The following is an 18862-nucleotide window of genomic DNA, read 5'->3' on the forward strand; positions in this document are numbered from 1 at the left end:
TCTAACTCCAGCGCCTAGCCCGTCCTGGGTTGATTCAATCCTTCCAGAAAGGTAAAAAATACCTTTCCGTCAGGCTTGTCTTATGCAGACTTAAGAATAAACAGGAGCCTCCGCTTTTCTGCGAATGCCGTGAATGCGTTTTCCTACTTTAGACCAGCTAACCATTCAGCCATTTCACCGGCTTTTTCTGCCGGTACTAAACCTGGAGGCATGGAACCTTTACCATTTACAACGATATCCGAGATTTCATCTGTAGATAATCTGTCTCCAACACCCTTTAAGGCAGGCCCCACTCCGCCTTGGTATTGATCACCGTGACAGCTTATACAGTTTTGCTTATAGATATCCTCTGGATTTGCTGCAACTTCTTCCGTTTTTTCCTCTCCGCCGCCTTCAAGTTCTGCTGCCAGTTCTTTTGAATCTCCAAGACCTTTGAATGAAAGAAGAAACATGGCTAATACTCCGATAACCATAATCGTCACAAACGGTATAATCGGATTGCGTTTCATAACAATTCCCCTCCCCTATGTAGAAACTTTTTAACTAATTAATATATTTAAACAATTTCTATTTTACTAAAAAAACCATCAGAAGTAAAAGCCTTTATATCAAACTTTGTCACAATTAGTTTCTAAAAAAAACAAATCTTCATCCCCCATTAGATGAAGATTTGCAAATATGATAAAAAACCTGTCTTTGCTGCTTGTTAACAACCAATTGATCTTGCAATTACCATATGCTGAATTTCAGAAGTTCCTTCCCCTATTTCCGTTAATTTCGCATCACGCATATAGCGTTCTACATGATAATCTTTCATATAGCCATATCCTCCATGAATTTGTACTGCCTGATCAGTGACTTCCATGCAGATTTTTGAAGCATATAGCTTACACATCGCAGCTTCTTTCGCAAAGGTCCTTCCGGCATCCTTCAGCCATGCTGCTTTATAGACGCTAGTCCGTGCTAATTCAATTTTCATGGCCATCTCGGCTAATTTAAACTGGATAGCTTGAAAAGACGATAATGATTGCCCAAACTGCTTTCTTTCTTTTGCATAGCCTAATGCTTTTTCATAGGCAGCCTGAGCAATACCGACAGCCATTGCACCAATCCCAATACGCCCACCATCAAGTGTCGCTAAAAATTGCTTAAATCCCTCTCCTTTTTTACCTAGCAGATTCTCTGTCGGTACATGAACATCCTGAAAAATCAATTCAGTCGTATTTGAAGCATGCAGACCCATTTTTTCATAATGATCCTGTATAGTAAAACCGGGAGAATCTGTTGGAACAATAATTGCACTTATTTCCTTTTTATCCTTCCTTGTACCTGTCACAGCGGTTATAGCTAAAAACTTTGCATAGCTTGCATTCGTAATAAAACACTTATTTCCATTTATTATATATTCACCATTTTGTTCCAAAGCTTTTGTTTCCGTTCCACCTGCATCAGAACCAGCACCCGGCTCTGTTAATCCAAATGCACCAAAGCTTTCCCCAGTACAAATAGGTATCAAATATTTTTGTTTTTGTTTTTCCGTTCCAAAATAATAAATAGGAGCACCACCTAAAGAAACATGGGCTGAGTAAGTGATGCCCGTTGATCCACAGGCACGGCTCAATTCCTCCGTCACAATCGCAAAACTAATTGTATCAGCCCCGGCTCCACCATATTTTTCAGGAAAAGGCAGGCCCATTAATCCAAGCTTTGATAATTTTTGAAAAACATCAAGCGGAAAATTTTTTTTACGGTCTCTTTCCAATGAACCAGGAGCTACCTCTTCATCTGCAAATTCTTTTATCATTTTTTTTATCATTACTTGCTCTGAAGTTAAATCAAAATTCATTACCATTCCTCCAATGAAATGGATTTTAAATCTGTATTTAATTTTATGTTTAAAAGGAAGAGGTAATGATTTAAAAGCGTTATTTAAAAAGAGAGAGAATCAACAATAGTATTCCAAGGATACCTGACAATGTAAAATGCAGCTGTTTAAATCTCCAACCGCCAGCCAGCCATAATAAACAATTAAATCCTAACACAATGTATAAACTAATCACATTTTCAGGATATATTGTTAATGCTATTTTCACAGAAGAAAATAATAAAATCAGGGCTGTCACAATTAATGGAATTTGGAATAAACTCTCTCTTTTCTTGTACATGAACGTTAAATAAATTCCAATTAAAATCAAAATGATAGCTATGACCAATTGCAAAATGAGAGATAATTCAGTAAAATAAAATAAAAACAAAATAATAGGGATAAATAGAAGCAAAAACAGTTCTTTTTTTAGCCATCTTGATTTTTTCTTATTTTTTTCTTGTATACCTTCTCCTTCTGTATAGATGGCCAATAAGAAATCACAATAATGTTCAGGAAGTAGATGATTTTTCTTCCAATAGATAATTTCATTGATAATCATTTGTTTTCTATTATCCTGCATAAGTTCACATCCTTGTCTGTAGACTGCAATAGCTTTTATTATAAAAAAAAATAGTTCACTTCTATTGTAAGAAGTAAACTATTTTATGGCTAGCTTATTCTAAAAAGTCTTTTAACCTTTTGCTTCTACTTGGATGTCTTAGTTTTCTTAATGCTTTTGCTTCAATCTGACGAATACGTTCACGTGTAACTCCAAATACCTTTCCTACTTCTTCTAGTGTTCGTGTCCGACCATCATCAAGACCAAACCGAAGGCGCAATACATTTTCTTCACGATCCGTTAACGTATCTAATACATCTTCCAGTTGCTCTTTTAAAAGTTCATATGCTGCATGTTCTGATGGAGAGGTCGCCTCATGATCTTCAATAAAATCTCCAAGATGCGAGTCATCTTCTTCTCCAATCGGTGTTTCAAGCGAAACAGGCTCTTGAGCAATCTTTAAAATTTCCCTTACTTTTTCCGGTGGCAAATCCATATCTTCACCAATTTCTTCTGGTGTCGGTTCGCGGCCTAAGTCCTGCAGCAGCTGCCTTTGTACACGGACAAGTTTATTAATTGTTTCAACCATGTGAACCGGAATCCGAATAGTTCTTGCCTGGTCAGCAATTGCCCTTGTTATTGCTTGACGAATCCACCATGTCGCATACGTACTAAATTTAAATCCTTTTCGATAATCAAATTTTTCTACAGCCTTAATTAAACCCATATTCCCTTCTTGGATTAGGTCTAAAAACAGCATTCCACGGCCAACGTATCTTTTTGCTATACTCACAACAAGTCGAAGATTCGCTTCCGCTAACCGACGCTTTGCTTCTTCATCACCTTGTTCAATTCGCAGTGCTAAGTTTACTTCTTCTTCAGCAGATAAAAGATCTACACGGCCTATTTCCTTTAAATACATACGTACAGGGTCATTTATTTTGACTCCAGGGGGAACACTTAAATCGTTTAAATCAAATTCTTCTTCACTCTTAGATAAATCCTTAATATTCGGGTCTTCTTCCTCATTATCTCCAACTAGCTCAACACCATTGTCTCCCAGGAGTTCATAAAATTCATCCATTTGATGGGAATCTAAATCAAATGTAGCTAATTTTTCTGCAATATCATCATAGGCAAGGACACCTGTCTTTTTTCCTAATAATGTTAACTGTTCTTTCACCTGTTCTAGGGTCAATTCTGATTCAACCTCTTTTGAACGAGCTGATTTTTCAGCCATTTGTCCCCCTCCTTCCAAAAATCAAAGAAACCATTTATAAAGTTTTACGAATTTGTTGAATTTCTGCTAATAGAACGACAGCCCTGCTGATATCCTTTTGACGGTCCGCCTCTCTCAGTTCAGCCTCTTTTTCCTTTATCTTTAACAATTTTTGATATTTCAACACCTGTTTGATATAATCATTTAATTCCTGATCTGAAATTTCTTCATTTATCGGCATCATTTCAATGTCAACTACGATTCTTCTCAGCTTCTCGTCATTGATATAATCCAGAAATGAATTAAGATCTGGCTGATGATTTTTTTCATAAAAACCATATAAATAGGTTATGATTGCCTGGTGTTCATCAATATTAAAATGATTCCCCTTCATTAGTTCTTGTACCTTATAGGTTACATCGATACTTCGCATCATATGTGCTATCAGAAATCTTTCCGCATTATGGTAAGCAGGTTTAATTCGTTCTGCTTTCCTTAGCATGACAGACGGTGCTTGAATCATCCTATTCTGATGCTGCTGCTCTTTTTGATGGGTACTTTGGGAATATTGTCTTTCTTGCTCTTTCAACGCATCAAGGGAAAGATTAAATTCTTCTGCCAACTGGCGTATATAAAAATCTTTTTCAACTAGGTTCTCAAGATGACTGACTTCCTGTAATACTTTTTCTATATAAAGGAGTCTATCTCCTTCATTTTGCAAATTTTTCCCTTTGCGATAATAGAGCATCTTAAAGCTCATAAAGGTCATGTTTGAATGAATAATATCATTACGGAATTTTTCTGCTCCGTACCTTTTGACATAATCATCAGGATCCATACCATCCGGCATGGTTGCTACATTCACTTGCAAATTTGCTTCTTGAAGCATGTTTCCTGCCCTGAACGCAGCCTCAATTCCAGCTGAATCTGAATCATAACAAATCGTTACGACTTGAACATTTTTCTTTAAAGTAGAGACATGTTCTTCTGTTAAAGATGTTCCCATTGTGGCTATACCGTTTAAAACACCAGATCGATCCGCAGCAATGACGTCTGCGAACCCTTCAAACAAAATGGCTTGCTGCAGCTTTCTCATTGTAGGTCTTGCCAGATGGTAATTGTATAAAGTTTTACTTTTATTAAAAATTGCTGTCTCGGGACTGTTTAAATATTTGGGCGATTGTGCCCCTAGTGATCTCCCGGAAAAAGCAATCGTTTCACCATGTCTGTCAGCAATTGGAAACATAATTCGATCACGAAACCGGTCAAAATAGCTCCCATCCTGCTCTCTTTTAATAATCAGTCCTGCCTTTTCCAACAATGCGGGTTGAAAGTTTTTATTGGTTAAAAATTTATAATCAAAATCCCATGAATCTAAAGCATATCCAATTTGAAACCTTTCGATAGATTCCAAATCAAAACCTCGCTCAAGTAAATACTCAAGCGCATGCTGACCTTCTTTTGTGTTTACAAGCAAATGATGATAAAATTTACGTAATAAATTATGCGCTTCTATCATTTGCTTACCTTCATCAGAAAGGTAATTAGGTTTACTTGATCCAGATAGGTGCATTTCTAGTTCAATATTTGCATTTTGTGCAAGTTTAACTGCTGCTTCCTGAAAAGAAAGACCTTCTATTTGCATTAAAAATGAAAATACATTTCCTCCTGCACCACATCCAAAGCAATGATACACTTGTTTATCGACTGAAACAGAAAATGATGGGGAATTTTCATTATGAAAAGGACAGAGACCTATATAATTTCGACCTTGCTTTTTTAACTGTACAAACTCGCTGATGACATCCACAATATCTGATGCCTGCCTAATTTGATTAAGCTTTTCTTCGGCAATTCGATCTGACATGTGAACACCTCCATTTACTTTATGAGGTATTCGTCAAAAATTATCAAATTCCTGCAATTTCAGACAAAATCTTCGATAATTCTTTAATAAAATTAATGCGAATCCTCATTTCGGACCTTTTCCATGAATATCCCTTCTTTGAGCTATAAATAACTCATATCCATTTCTATCCACTTTTTCGACAATTTCTTGTTTAACAGAACAAGAATCAACACCAATAAAAATGAATGATTTACCTAATGTACTAATTATTCTACATTACTCCTCATATTCCTTCTTTCAGGGAATAACTTTTCTAGCGACAACTTGTCGAATTTTTTAAGGCTGCAGACTTGACTTCTCACCCTAAATAGTTTATTCCTTGAAGCGAAAGTCTAAACCTAAATTTGATACATTTTTATCACAATTTTTTATTATAGTATAAAAGCTTGAAAATTGCATTAGTTTTTTATAAAAAACTTAATAATTACACATATTTTCCACTAATTTTATATATTTCAAAATGCTAAACAATAAAAAAATAGCACATAAGGAATATGTGCTACTCAGAACGATTATTTTTTTGGTACATATTATGAATAATATTGGCAGTTTCTTCTACTGCTTTATTTGTTACATCAATAACAGGACACCCAAGTCGATCTACCAGCTTTTCAAAATAATGTAACTCGTCCATAATTCTATCTATTTTTGCATATGTTGCATTGTCATTTAATCCTAAAGACCGCAATCGTTCTCTGCGAATTCCATTTAACTTGTCTGGACTAATTTTTAATCCAAAACATTTTGTTGGGGAGATTTTAAATAACTCATCTGGAGGATCCACTTCTGGAACAATTGGAACATTAGCTACCTTTAATCTTCTATGAGCTAAATATTGTGATAAAGGCGTCTTAGATGTCCTAGAAACACCGACAAGAACTAAATCCGCTTTCATAATCCCTCTTGGATCCCGGCCATCATCATATTTGACTGCAAACTCTATGGCTTCCACCTTTTTAAAATACTCCTCGTCCAACTTATGAATAAGACCAGGCTCATATAAAGGTGTTTTTCCAGTCAGTAATTGAATCTGCTCAATTAGAGGACCCAAAATATCATAGGCTACAATTCCTGCCTTTACAGCCGCCTCCCGCATATATTTGCGAATTTCCGGTCTGACAAGTGTAAAGACAATCATCCCATTTTCATATTTCGTTAAAGAGATAACTTCCTCAATATTTGATTCATCTTCCACGAACGGAAAACGTTTAATCATTATATCACTGCCATTAAATTGACTAAGTGCAGCTTTTGTGACGAGTTCAGCCGTTTCTCCCACTGAGTCGGAAACCACATAGATGACCGGCATTTTGCTCATCCATTTCTCATCCCCTCTATATAGCAATAGGTATAGTATTGCCTACCTATCCTCAGCTAAAGCAACCAATGCTTTGGCAATATTTGTTTTCGTTACTCTGCCAACAACTTCAAACCCATTGTCCGTCTCTTTTACAACAGGCATGGCATCAATTTGTTTTTCAATTAACTTCTTTGCTACATCAATTAATAAATCATCACGGATACACATAGTAATGTTAGGCATTCTTGTCATGATGATATTAACCGGCAGACTTGATAATTCCTGTTTGCCAATACTGGCTCTTAACAAATCTTTTCTCGACAATACCCCAACTAACAGTGACTCTTGATCCACTACAAACAATGTACCAACATCCTCTAGAAACATCGTAACAATAGCATCATATACAGAAACATTCTCATTGATAACGACTGGAATCGATTGATAATCCTTTACATACAACTTGTTTAAATTCTCTGTAAGAAGCTGTACTCCTGTTTTTCCAGTATAAAAATAACCGACACGGGGTCTTGCATCTAAATAACCTGCCATCGTCAATATAGCAAGATCTGGTCTTAACGTTGCTCTCGTTAGATTTAATTGATCTGCAATATTTTCCCCAGTAATTGGACCATTTTCTTTAACTATTTCTAATATTTGTTCTTGACGTTTATTGAGTTCTATTGTTAACACCACCTATCATAAACAATTAATTCACGAATAATGTTATACTATTACATAATTATTATATACTATTTTCAACAAATGAAAAGTCATCTATCCTCTTTACGATAAATGTTATACTAATTAATATATGTAAAATGACAAAAGAGCCTGTTTCAAATAGGCTCTTTTGTTTAATTCCTTCAACCTGTCTACAAAAAAGGAAATATATTACTTCACAATAATTTCATTCACATTTGCAAACTTTTTAATAAGTATTGAAAGTTTCGCCATTTGGCTGAGTCGATTTTGTTTTACTGCTGCATCGTCTGCCATAATCATCGTATGGTCAAAGTATTGATTGATCTCAGGTTTTAATGAAACAAGTAAATCAAAGTATTCAGACTCTGTAATATTTCTATCTAATTTCGCCTTTACAGCCTGGTATTTCTCAAAAAGTTTATGTTCATCATTATTTTCAAAAAGGGATTCTTGAATTTCACTAATTTCCTCAGCCTTTGAAGCAATATTCAATACCCGGCTTAATGCTTCCATGTTTTCTTTAAACTCAGCTTCTGTTCTCTTTTCCTCAAGTACTAAAGCTCTCGTAATTAGCGAGCTGACCACGCCAATATCGTTTCCTAATACTGCATCAATTAAATCATAGCGGATGCCCTTTTCCTGTAGTAAATGCTTTAAGCGAAGTTTAAAGAAAGAGAGTAATTCTTGTTTAGTGCTTTCAAGTCCCTCTTTTAATACCCCGTCACTTTCAAGTAATGATAATGATTGAGATAGAATATCTTCAAGTTCAATCTGCCAATTTTTATGAAGAAGAATTTGAACAACACCAGTTGCCTGTCTTCTCAATGCATATGGATCTTGTGACCCGCTTGGAATTAAGCCAATTGCAAAAAAGGATGAAATCGTGTCCACTTTTTCGGCAATAGATAAAATGGCTCCGACCTCTGTAGAAGGTACACTATCTTCAGCGTTACGAGGCATATAATGTTCATTAATCGCAATAGAGACCGCTTCAGCTTCCCCTTTTTGACGAGCATATTTTTCACCCATAAAACCTTGTAATTCAGGGAATTCATATACCATGTTGGTTACTAAATCGAATTTGCAAATTTCAGCTGCACGATTAGCATTTTCTTTTTGTTCTGCTGAAAAATCAAGCTTGCCACTAAGAATATTCGTTAAACGCTGCACACGTGCAGTCTTTTCAGATAGTGTACCAATCTCTTCATGGTACACAATTGACTTTAATTTATTTAACGCATGATCAATTTCCATTTTTTGATCTTCTCGATAAAAGAATGCTGCATCAGAGAGCCTTGCACGAAGCACTTTTTCATTTCCTCTTGCTACATTTTCCAAAAAGTCTGCTCCACCATTACGAACTGTTACAAAATGTGGCAACAATTCTCCTGTTTTTGACTTTACCGGAAAATAACGTTGATGCTCCTTCATTGACGTAATTAATACTTCTTGAGGCAGCTCTAAAAACTCCTCTTCGAAGTTTCCATACAATGCTGTTGGAAACTCTACAAGATTATTTACTTCTTCGAGCAAATCCTGGTCGACAGGGATTTCCCAGCCTTTTTCTTCCTCCAGCTTTTGCAGCTGTTCAAGGATTGTTTGTTTCCGTTTTAGCGGGTCCACAATTACATATTGCTCAGCCATTACCTTTTCATAATCCGCAGGCTCCACGAATTCAATCTCACCGCCAAGAAAGCGGTGACCCTTACTGTGTCGGCTCGTTTCCACATTTGTTATCACAAATGGAATAACCTCTTGACCAAAAAGAGCTGCAATCCATTTAATTGGTCTAATATATCGAAGGTCATTATCTGCCCAACGCATATTTTTAGGGAAGGTCAAACTCATAATGATTTCCTTTAATTCCGGCAGCAAAGTAAAAGTCTCCTGCCCTTTAACAAACTTTTTGACATGCGCATATTCGACTCCATTTATTTCTTTGAAATAAATATCCTCAACCGCCATACCTTGTCCGCGGCTGAATCCGATGGCAGCTTTCGTCCATTCGCCCGCTTCATTTTGGGCATTTTTTTTCGCTGGGCCCTTTGCTTCCTCATGGATATCAGCCTGCGCCTCAGCAACACCTTTAACAAGAATACTCAAACGGCGCGGTGTTGAGTATGCTTGCAATTCTCCATATTGAATTTGCTTTGCTTCTAGCCATGTTTTCACCTTATCAGCCAGCTGATTCATTGAATTCGTTACAAAACGAGCCGGCAGTTCTTCTAAACCAATTTCAAGCAAAATATCTTTAGCCACGACTCTTTTCCTCCTTTGCCTTTAAGATTGGAAAACCAAGCTTTTCGCGTTCTTCGTAAAAGGTTTTGGCAATTTTACGGGCTAGGTTGCGGCAACGTGCCAAATAACCGGTTCTTTCTGTAACAGAAATAGCGCCTCTTGCATCAAGTAAATTAAACGTGTGGGAGCATTTTAGTACATAATCATACGCTGGATGTACAAGGCCTTCTTCCATTTGTCTATGAGCTTCTTTTTCATAAATATTAAATAAATTAAATAACATTTCTTGGTCAGATGTTTCAAACGTATATTTTGAATGCTCATACTCGGGCTGACCAAATATATCACGAACCGTAAATCCATCAGTCCATTCAAGGTCAAATACATTTTCCTTGTCTTGTATGTAAGATGCAAGACGTTCGATGCCATACGTGATTTCAACAGACACAGGCTTGCATTCCAGGCCTCCTACCTGCTGGAAATAAGTAAATTGCGTGATTTCCATTCCGTCAAGCCAAACTTCCCAGCCCAATCCGGCACATCCAAGTGATGGGTTTTCCCAGTTATCCTCTACAAAACGAATATCATGCTTTAAAGGATCAATGCCAAGCGCCTTTAAGGAATCTAAATAGAGCTCTTGAATATTGTCGGGTGAAGGCTTCATAATCACTTGATATTGATGATGCTGGTAAAGACGATTTGGATTTTCTCCATATCGTCCATCAGCCGGACGACGTGATGGTTCCACATATGCCACATTCCATGGTTCAGGGCCAATTGCGCGCAGGAATGTATAAGGACTCATTGTTCCTGCCCCTTTTTCTGTGTCATATGCCTGCATCAAAATACATCCTTGTTCAGACCAATGCTTTTGCAACGTTAATATCATGTTTTGAATATTCATTGGACACCTCCAAAAAATTTTGATTTATTATCAACAAGAACAGGTTAGAGCCAGTCAACACAAAAAACTCTCGTCCCTATGCTGATAAATAGCATAGGGACGAGAGTTTTACCCGCGGTTCCACCCTATTTGCTCATCTTATGATAAGCCACTTTTATTTGCGTCAAAAGACACATCATGTTGCTCAGGAATGCCCTTCCTTAACGTTCTATATTCGGCTTGCACTGTCCCGAATTCGCTTAAATAGAGGAGAGTTAAGTACTCCTTTCCTTCACTGCAACTATTTTATGATGATTTTCTAAATTGAATCATAGCGGAAACAAAATCAGTTGTCAACTTTCAAACGGTCAAGCTGGTCAAGAAATTTTTTGGATTTAAGGTACAAGCCGGAATATTCTTCATAATAACTGTCAATTACCATTTTTAATTCTTTTTTTGTTTCCGGCTTAACAGAGATATTTCCCAACCGGTTAATATCTAAATAATAAAAGGTTAAGAGAAGTTTCACTGTTGTTGCTGCAATTTTGAAATGGTAAGGATCCTTTTCCAGACAACGATGACAAAGGATTCCCCCTTCCCTTATAGAAAAGGAAAAATTACCTTCCTTACTGCCGCAAATCACACAGTGATTTAATATTGGATATAATCCTATGGTGTTCAACATTTTCATTTCATAGATATTCTTAATAATATCTGAATCATAGCCTTCATTAATAAAGTTCAGGACTTGGTACAAAAGCTCAAATAAAAATGGATTTGTCTTCTTTTCCTCCGTACATTTATCCGTTAACTCAACTATAAAACTAGCATATGCAGTAAGAAAAATATCTTCTTTAATCGAACGTAATGAAGTAATTATTTCACCCTGCTGAAGACTTCCTAGACCACGGCCTTGCTGCACCAAAAAATATCCATATGTAAAAGGCTGGGTGATGGCAGCCAGCCTGCTTTTGGGTTTCTTGGCTCCATTTGCCATCACACCAAATTTTCCCCATTCACGTGTATAGAGAGTTACAATTTTATTTGTTTCACCATAATCAGTTGTTCGAAGAACAATCCCTTCACATTTTTGCAGCATCCGTACACCATCCCAATAAGGAACAAACCTACATAATTGGAAAATCTAATTCAACTAGCTCTTCGTCCTGACTTCCGGGTATTTCTTGATTCTCCTTTTCTAACTCTTTAAAAAGAAGATATGTGTCAATATTACCTGTTTGCGAAAAAACTTTCCAAGTAAAATCTAACATTGAAATCCCACCTTTCAATTGTTGGACTAGCTATTCTTTTTTATTCCAATCCTTATATTATATAATTGCCTGTCTGCCCTAAAATCATAAGACGAAAATTTTGTAAATCAATAGGATGAATATTCCAAGGGAGCAGGTAATCATTTAGGCAGGCTCATTTATCCTTTAACTTAAAAGACTTTTTTATGAATGAATTTAATACTCATCTTCTCTAAATCCATAATCACGAAGCTGTGAAGCTTTATTTCGCCAGTCCTTTTGAACTTTTACCCATAATTCTAAAAACACTTTTGTGCCTAGTAAATTTTCAATATCGACTCTTGCTCGTTTTCCAATTTCTTTCAACATTTTCCCTTGCTTTCCAATAACAATTCCCTTTTGCGAATCTCGTTCGACGATAATTGTAGCCATAACATGAACAAGATCCTGATTCTGTTTTCGCTCCATTTTTTCAATCACAACAGCCAAAGAATGAGGAATCTCTTCTCTAGTGAGATGCAAAGCTTTTTCTCTTATAAGCTCAGCTACAATAAACCTTTCAGGATGGTCTGTAACTTGGTCAGCCGGATAATACATCGGACCTTCAGGAAGATAGGTCTTTACCTGTTCTAATAATGTTTCAACATTATTTCCTTCAAGAGCTGAAATCGGAATAATTTCAGCAAATGGATATTTTTCTTTATATGTTTCAATCACTGTTAACAACTTATCAGGATGAATGCGATCAATTTTATTAATAATCAAAAATATTGGAGTTTTTACGGATTGAAATTTTTCTATAATAAATTCCTCGCCGCGTCCAAATCCTTCTTCTGCATTTACCATAAAAAGTATGAGATCTACTTCCTTGAGCGTGTTTTGAGCCACCTTCATCATAAAATCGCCTAATTTATGCTTTGGCTTATGAATTCCGGGTGTATCAATAAAAATGTATTGAGTATCACTTGTTGTCAAAACACCTTGGACTTTATTTCTTGTTGTCTGAGGTTTATCGCTCATAATAGCAATTTTTTGACCAATAACCCGATTAATAAAAGTGGATTTTCCTACATTTGGTCTTCCAATGATAGATATAAATCCTGATTTAAATACTGGTTGTTTTATTTCTTTATTCATGTAAGTCCTCCGAAGAAATTGCTCCTGTCAGCAGTTCCGCAACAGTTAATCGTTCTTTCATTAAATCTTCAATCTTCACCTAGATCAACCTTTCTTTTGAAGACCGCTGCTTCATTTTATTTTACCCTATTTGATTTAAAATTTCATTGCTTATCAGGAATTTGCAGTTTCATTTTTTGAATTTTCTAAAATTATAACAATAACCTTGTTTCACTTTTATACATAAAAAAACACGGACATGTATCAACAATTAGTTTGATGGCCCGTGTTAGAACATCTTTGGTAAAAAAATGATGCAACCAATCATAACAGACATAACAGCATAAATCAACACCGCTCCAGCAGCAATATCCTTTGCCTGTTTGGCAAGCGGATGGCGATCCGATGTTACAAGATCAACCACTCTCTCAACAGCCGTATTCATTAGCTCAAATGAAATCATCCCGCCTATTGCCAGAATAATCAAGAGCCACTCAAAACTTGAAATATTGTATAGCACTCCAAGAATAATGACGACAAGCGCTACTGCCAGATGGATTTTTATATTGCGTTCATATTTTAATGAATGAATGATTCCCTCAATGGCAAAGGCGAAGGATTTCACAATCCCCCATCGTCTTCTACCGTTGAAGTCCGAATTCATCTAAAATATCCTTTTGTCTTGAGAACATCTTTTTCTCATCTTCTTCCGTTTCATGGTCATACCCTAAAAGATGCAGGAATCCATGTACAGCTAGAAATCCAAGTTCCCGAATAAATGAATGCCCATATTCCTCTGCCTGTTCTCTTGCCTTTGCTAATGAAATGATTATATCCCCAAGCACCCGCGGCATATCGCCTCCTACTAGCGGCATTTCACCTTCACCAAGCTCCTCCATCGCAAATGAAATAACATCTGTAGGACGATCCTTATCTCTATAATCGCGGTTAATTTCCTGTATCCGCTCATTTGTTACAAAGGTAACTGACAACTCACTGTTCTCCTCAATCCCCTCCTTTTCAGCTGCAAACATTAACAGCTTCTCAACCATATCTAAGTCCTTTTCAGATAACTCACTTGTTTCGTCAATAAAATCAATGATAATACTCATGCATGTCTCACCTTCTGCTTTGTCATTTCCGGATATTCAATCCTTGAGTGAAAGATCCCATTAAGTGTTTCACATAATGCGTTAGCGACCTTATCCAACTCCTTTAGTGTTAAATCACATTCATTAAATTGGTTATCCTGAAGTCTGTCAGAAATAATTTTCCTGACGAGTTCTTCAATTTGTTCGGGAGTTGGCTGTGACATCGAGCGTACAGCGGCCTCAACGCTATCAGCAATCCCAACAATAGCCGATTCCTTCGTCTGAGCCTTTGGCCCGGGATACCGATATTCCTCTTCATCAACCTCAACACCGCTTTGCTTCACCTTATGATAGAAATACTTTAATAAGGTCGTTCCATGGTGCTGCTCTGCAATATCAACTATTTCCTTCGGCATATGATGAGCCTTCAGCATTTCAGCACCATCTGTTGCATGTGCAATGATAATATTTTTACTCATATTTGGCGGTATACGGTCATGCGGATTTTCAATATTTAACTGATTCTCAATAAAAAACTGTGGTCTTTTTGTTTTTCCAATATCATGATAATAAGCTCCTACCCTTGCAAGCAGACCATTTGCGCCAATTGTTTCACAAGCACTTTCAGCTAAATTAGCGACCATCACACTATGATGGTAAGTTCCCGGTGTTTCTGTAAGAATCTTTTTTAATAGGGGATGATTGGGATTCGAAAGCTCAATTAATCTCATTGTAGACAATATCCCAAAACCCGCCTCCAAGAATGGGAGTAAGCCGATTGTCAGTACGGCAGATAAAATGCCAGACATGAACCCAATAACGACTGTTATAATATAATCCTGGATATCATATTGTCCATTTCTTAAAAACACCAGAGATAAAATGACCACTACATTGGCAGCTGCTACAAATAATCCTGCTTTAAAGATGTTTGAGCGCCGTTGATTGCTTAAAAACATGATGCCTGCTAGACCGCTGCAAAGAATATAGATACCGGTTGACGTATTTAGGGAACCTGTTACTCCTTCATTAAACATAACACATCCACAAATGGCCATAATAATAGTAACAACGATAGCCAATTTTTCATCAATTAATATTTTTATCAGCAATGCACTCATGGCTGCAGGGAAAATAAAAGCAATATCAGCAAACTCCAGAACATGAAGTAAACTAACCATTTTCATTAGAAAAATTGATAGGATAAAAATTAAACTGAACAGGAGCAAATAGGTTTGTTTTTGCTCTTTATTTTCCTCTAAATGATAGAAATAAAAATATAATGCTGTTAAGAAAACCATAATAAGAAGGGTTAAACCAATAAATGGTGCGTTTGAGCGATCATTATCAAGCAAACCGGCAAGATCTAATTGACGATAAACATCTCGATTAATTAATTGATTTTCTTCAACGATTATTTGACCTTCTAAAATTTTAACTGGCTCAACATTTTCTACTGCCTGTTGACGCATTTCTTCTGTAGCATCCGGATCATAGAATTCATTTGGAATAATTGCATATCTTCCAAGCTGAATAGCAGCATTTTTTAAATCAAGATTTAAATCAGTATATTTTAATTCCTCTTCCAGCTTTTTCTTTGCGTTTTCAACTTCATGTGTTGGAATCCGATTATTCATAATCATATTAATTGCTGTAATAGAAAGATCCCTTGCAATAATTAACTCATCATTTGCAGACGCAACTAGGCTGGTTAACACCGAATCAGGTATATCCTTTGTTACATCAACTGTTAACTTTTCTTTCAATCTCTTTAATTTCACTTCTTTAGATGGCGAGTTCCCCTCGTCCATTAAACCTTCTTTTTGCTCATTCTTTATTTCCTTATTTACTTCTACAGCAGAATCAAATATGGATGTAATAAGATCAATACGGTTTTCTGAAATGGATTTATTTAATACATAAACATCTTGAACCTGCTCTTCTGCTTCTTTTTTCTTCGCCGCTGTACTCTTTTTATCCTCAACCGTTATTGGAGACCTAATTGTCTGATTTGCTATCGAAAATAATCGAATATCTAATTTTTCAGGTTTAACATTGCTGTACATAGATATGTAAAGGACAACTCCCAGTAATACAAATAAGAGGATCCGGAAAAACTTTATATTTAACAAACTTCTGATTTTGATTAAGTACTGTTGCATTGTTTTCTTTGTTCCTCCTTTGCATTGAAAAGCGCAAGCGCCTTGTTCAGCCTCAGGCATAGCATAAGACAAGCCTGCCGGAAAGGTGTTCTTTACCTTTTAGGAAGGATTGACTAGACCAAAGAAGGGCTAGGCGCTGGAGCTAGATTACATCCATTATTACCTATACTACGTAAAAATCATAACAGTTTTTGGCTCCTCTTTCATCTCTTTCTAAAATCATAGAGAATAAAATATGGATTATTACTCATTTTATCCATTATTTTTCTACTCATAAGTTATATCCATTATTTTATTGTTTTCTAATGGAAAAAATAGCCGTCCGGTAATCCGAACGGCATGTTTAATATGCAGTCTTTGCTTTTGCTAAATCTTATTCTTTCGTCTCATATGCTTGGATGATCTTTGCAACTAGCGGGTGACGAACAACATCACTTTGTTCAAGATAAATAAATTGCAGACCTGGTATATCTTGAAGTACTCCTTCGGCTATCTTTAATCCGGAATTTACTCCTTTTGGCAGGTCAATCTGCGTTTTATCACCGGTAATCACCATTTTCGAACCAAATCCAAGCCGTGTTAAGAACATCTTCATTTGTGCCATTGTTGTATTTTGTGCTTCATCTAAAATGACGTAGGCGTCATCTAGAGTTCTTCCCCTCATATAGGCAAGCGGCGCAATTTCAATAATTCCCCGCTCCATTAACCTTTGCGTATGCTCAGTGCCGAGAACATCATGCAGGGCGTCATATAGAGGTCTTAAATATGGATCGACTTTTTCTTTCAAATCACCAGGCAGAAAACCTAAGCTTTCACCAGCTTCTACTGCAGGACGAGTTAGGATAATTCTTTTTACCTGTCCGCTTTTTAAAGCATTCACAGCCATAACAACAGCTAAATAGGTTTTCCCTGTTCCAGCCGGGCCAATACCAAAGACAAGATCCTTTTTCTTCATAGCAGAAATATAATAGCGCTGTCCAATGGTTTTTACTCGTATGGATTTACCTTTAGCATTTTTTGCTATTTCTTCATCAAATAAATCTTTAAAATAATCTAGAGTTCCTTTTTTGGCCATCTGTATCGCATATGTGACATCCCTCTGACTAATGGTGATTCCTTTTCGGATTACATACAATAAAGCGTCAAGGATATTGCCTACAAGCTCTACATGTTCAAGATTACCGGAAACATACACTGTCTCGCCTCTTGTAATGATAGAAACATCGAGTTCTTGTTCTAATACTTTAAGATTCGCATCTGCATTCCCAATTAAAGTAATTGCTTCATTTGAATTCTTTAATTGAACATTCATCGTTTTTAAATCTTCCGTCATTCTGACTCTCCTTGGATTATTGGTTGTCCTTCTGCTATATTTTCGATAATTTGGAAATGTATTGCTATTGATACTTTACCATTGTCTATAGATTGGTGCAAAATTTTTTCTCCTTTAATCTTAGCTTCTTCAGATAATCGGTTTTTTATATCTAATTTAGCCATTTCTTTTGCAACTTGAAAAGCTTCTTCCTTCGAATAGATTCTTGTCTCCACTTCCTTTTCACGGTGAGTCTCATGAATATATGACAGCGGAAGCTCCCATTTTAAAAATTGAATCGTTTTTTCCGTTGCCTCTGTCTCATACTCTTTATACTCAATTTTACCAAAGCCCCAAATAGGTATTTTAAAATTCGCAATTTGCAGATAGTACTTTCGTTTCTCATTCCCATTAAATACTTGAAAGGTAGTTTTTAACGGGAGCTCTACATCTGACCTGTACCAGGTTTCTCCCCAAATCTCACCTTTGGCAGGAACTTGAACAGTCTGTCCTTCTTTCCCGATTAATCCTGAAACAAGCAGCTGCCCCTCCTCTACACTGTCGTGAATATTTACAACAGCCTGCCCATCTTCTACAAACATGTCCACAATTACAGCCTTTTTCTTCGCAACCAAATTTTGCGGACTTAAATATTCAGGCTGTTTTGGTTCATTTTTCTCAACCACTTGAAGATGATAGGTTGTCCCTTGTAATTCAACACCAACCCATGTAATTTCCTCTACATTGTTTGTTAATTGGCGCTGAATGGATTCAACATTATCAACAAAAAGCTGAAGTTTTCCGACCTTAACGCCCATTTTATCTAATTCTTTATAAATCTTATATTCCGTTGCCGGATCGGCACCTTTTACCTGTATACCCCAAATCATGTTAGACAGGAGTAATATAACAAAGATAAACAGTATGGAACCTATAAGAAATCCGCTGTTTTTCAGAAGTCTTATCAGCAGGAATGGAAATCCTTCTCTTTTATAGAAGGTCACTTTACATCCACTGCCTCTTACATATTTTCTGAACTTCCCCACATCACTCAGTTTCATCTTAAATGTAATAGATTCAACACCCTGACGCCTAACCTGCCATATAAATAAACCGTTTCGAATTAAATTATTTAATAATCGTTCAAGACCTTTGCCACTTATTTTTACCGTGATGATCCCAGAAAAGAAAATGATCCATCGGTTCTTCATGCCTGTCCTCCCTAACATTTACTTGCGATAAAGGAGGCAC

At 36.4% G+C, this 18862-nt stretch carries 17 protein-coding genes and 1 other annotated feature; all 17 genes read right to left on the reverse strand.

The annotated features are described in order from the left end of the window. Positions 1-143 precede the first annotated feature (143 nt). On the reverse strand, positions 144-509 hold the full coding sequence (cccA, locus tag F4V44_RS10745; RefSeq protein WP_150439984.1) for a cytochrome c550: 366 nt from the start codon (positions 507-509) through the stop codon (positions 144-146). A gap of 197 nt (positions 510-706) precedes the next feature. Then, complete coding sequence (locus F4V44_RS10750) at positions 707-1846, reverse strand: acyl-CoA dehydrogenase family protein (protein ID WP_150439985.1); 1140 nt, start codon at positions 1844-1846, stop codon at positions 707-709. 79 nt (positions 1847-1925) lie between these two features. Further along, positions 1926-2447 carry a hypothetical protein gene (locus F4V44_RS10755; RefSeq protein WP_150439986.1) on the reverse strand — a complete coding sequence of 174 codons (522 nt, stop codon included), beginning with the start codon at positions 2445-2447 and terminating at the stop codon, positions 1926-1928. 94 nt (positions 2448-2541) lie between these two features. Beyond that, positions 2542-3666, reverse strand: a complete 1125-nt coding sequence (gene rpoD / locus F4V44_RS10760) for an RNA polymerase sigma factor RpoD (protein ID WP_150439987.1) — start codon at positions 3664-3666, stop codon at positions 2542-2544. A gap of 34 nt (positions 3667-3700) precedes the next feature. Then, the gene (dnaG, locus tag F4V44_RS10765; protein WP_150439988.1) at positions 3701-5512 is read right to left on the reverse strand and encodes a DNA primase; all 1812 of its coding nucleotides are present in this window, start codon (positions 5510-5512) and stop codon (positions 3701-3703) included. A gap of 541 nt (positions 5513-6053) precedes the next feature. Next, on the reverse strand, positions 6054-6872 hold the full coding sequence (locus F4V44_RS10770) for a pyruvate, water dikinase regulatory protein (RefSeq protein ID WP_150439989.1): 819 nt from the start codon (positions 6870-6872) through the stop codon (positions 6054-6056). Positions 6873-6914: 42 nt separating this feature from the next. Next, positions 6915-7550, reverse strand: a complete 636-nt coding sequence (locus F4V44_RS10775) for a helix-turn-helix transcriptional regulator (protein ID WP_150439990.1) — start codon at positions 7548-7550, stop codon at positions 6915-6917. Between the two features lie 198 nt (positions 7551-7748). Beyond that, positions 7749-9818: a glycine--tRNA ligase subunit beta gene (gene glyS / locus F4V44_RS10780; RefSeq protein WP_150439991.1), complete on the reverse strand. Its 2070-nt coding sequence runs from the start codon at positions 9816-9818 to the stop codon at positions 7749-7751. After that, the gene (glyQ, locus tag F4V44_RS10785) at positions 9811-10701 is read right to left on the reverse strand and encodes a glycine--tRNA ligase subunit alpha (RefSeq protein ID WP_150439992.1); all 891 of its coding nucleotides are present in this window, start codon (positions 10699-10701) and stop codon (positions 9811-9813) included. Before glyQ ends, glyS begins: the two co-directional genes overlap by 8 nt. Positions 10702-10793: 92 nt before the next feature. Beyond that, positions 10794-10985 (reverse strand) — a binding site (T-box leader). 41 nt (positions 10986-11026) lie between these two features. Next, positions 11027-11779: a DNA repair protein RecO gene (recO, locus tag F4V44_RS10790; protein ID WP_150439993.1), complete on the reverse strand. Its 753-nt coding sequence runs from the start codon at positions 11777-11779 to the stop codon at positions 11027-11029. A 28-nt stretch (positions 11780-11807) separates the two neighbouring features. Next, positions 11808-11951, reverse strand: a complete 144-nt coding sequence (locus F4V44_RS10795; protein ID WP_150439994.1) for a YqzL family protein — start codon at positions 11949-11951, stop codon at positions 11808-11810. A gap of 195 nt (positions 11952-12146) precedes the next feature. Then, positions 12147-13067 (reverse strand): GTPase Era, encoded by a 921-nt coding sequence (era, locus tag F4V44_RS10800; protein ID WP_150439995.1) that lies wholly within the window; start codon positions 13065-13067, stop codon positions 12147-12149. 268 nt (positions 13068-13335) lie between these two features. Further along, entirely contained in the window at positions 13336-13710 is a 375-nt protein-coding gene (locus F4V44_RS10805) for a diacylglycerol kinase family protein (protein WP_150439996.1), read from the reverse strand. Next, entirely contained in the window at positions 13688-14158 is a 471-nt protein-coding gene (ybeY, locus tag F4V44_RS10810) for an rRNA maturation RNase YbeY (RefSeq protein ID WP_150439997.1), read from the reverse strand. The genes F4V44_RS10805 and ybeY overlap by 23 nt, the downstream gene beginning before the upstream one ends. Then, a complete protein-coding gene (locus F4V44_RS10815) occupies positions 14155-16299 on the reverse strand; it encodes an HD family phosphohydrolase (RefSeq protein ID WP_150439998.1) in 2145 nt (714 codons plus the stop codon). The genes ybeY and F4V44_RS10815 overlap by 4 nt, the downstream gene beginning before the upstream one ends. 373 nt (positions 16300-16672) lie before the next feature. Continuing rightward, the gene (locus tag F4V44_RS10820) at positions 16673-17632 is read right to left on the reverse strand and encodes a PhoH family protein (RefSeq protein ID WP_150439999.1); all 960 of its coding nucleotides are present in this window, start codon (positions 17630-17632) and stop codon (positions 16673-16675) included. Then, positions 17629-18822, reverse strand: coding sequence for a sporulation protein YqfD (gene yqfD, locus F4V44_RS10825; RefSeq protein ID WP_150440000.1), 1194 nt, complete (start codon positions 18820-18822; stop codon positions 17629-17631). The genes F4V44_RS10820 and yqfD overlap by 4 nt, the downstream gene beginning before the upstream one ends. Positions 18823-18862 lie beyond the last annotated feature (40 nt).

Source organism: Niallia endozanthoxylica (genome assembly GCF_008710145.1).
GTDB classification, from domain to species: Bacteria; Bacillota; Bacilli; order Bacillales; family Cytobacillaceae; genus Bacillus_BD; species Bacillus_BD endozanthoxylica.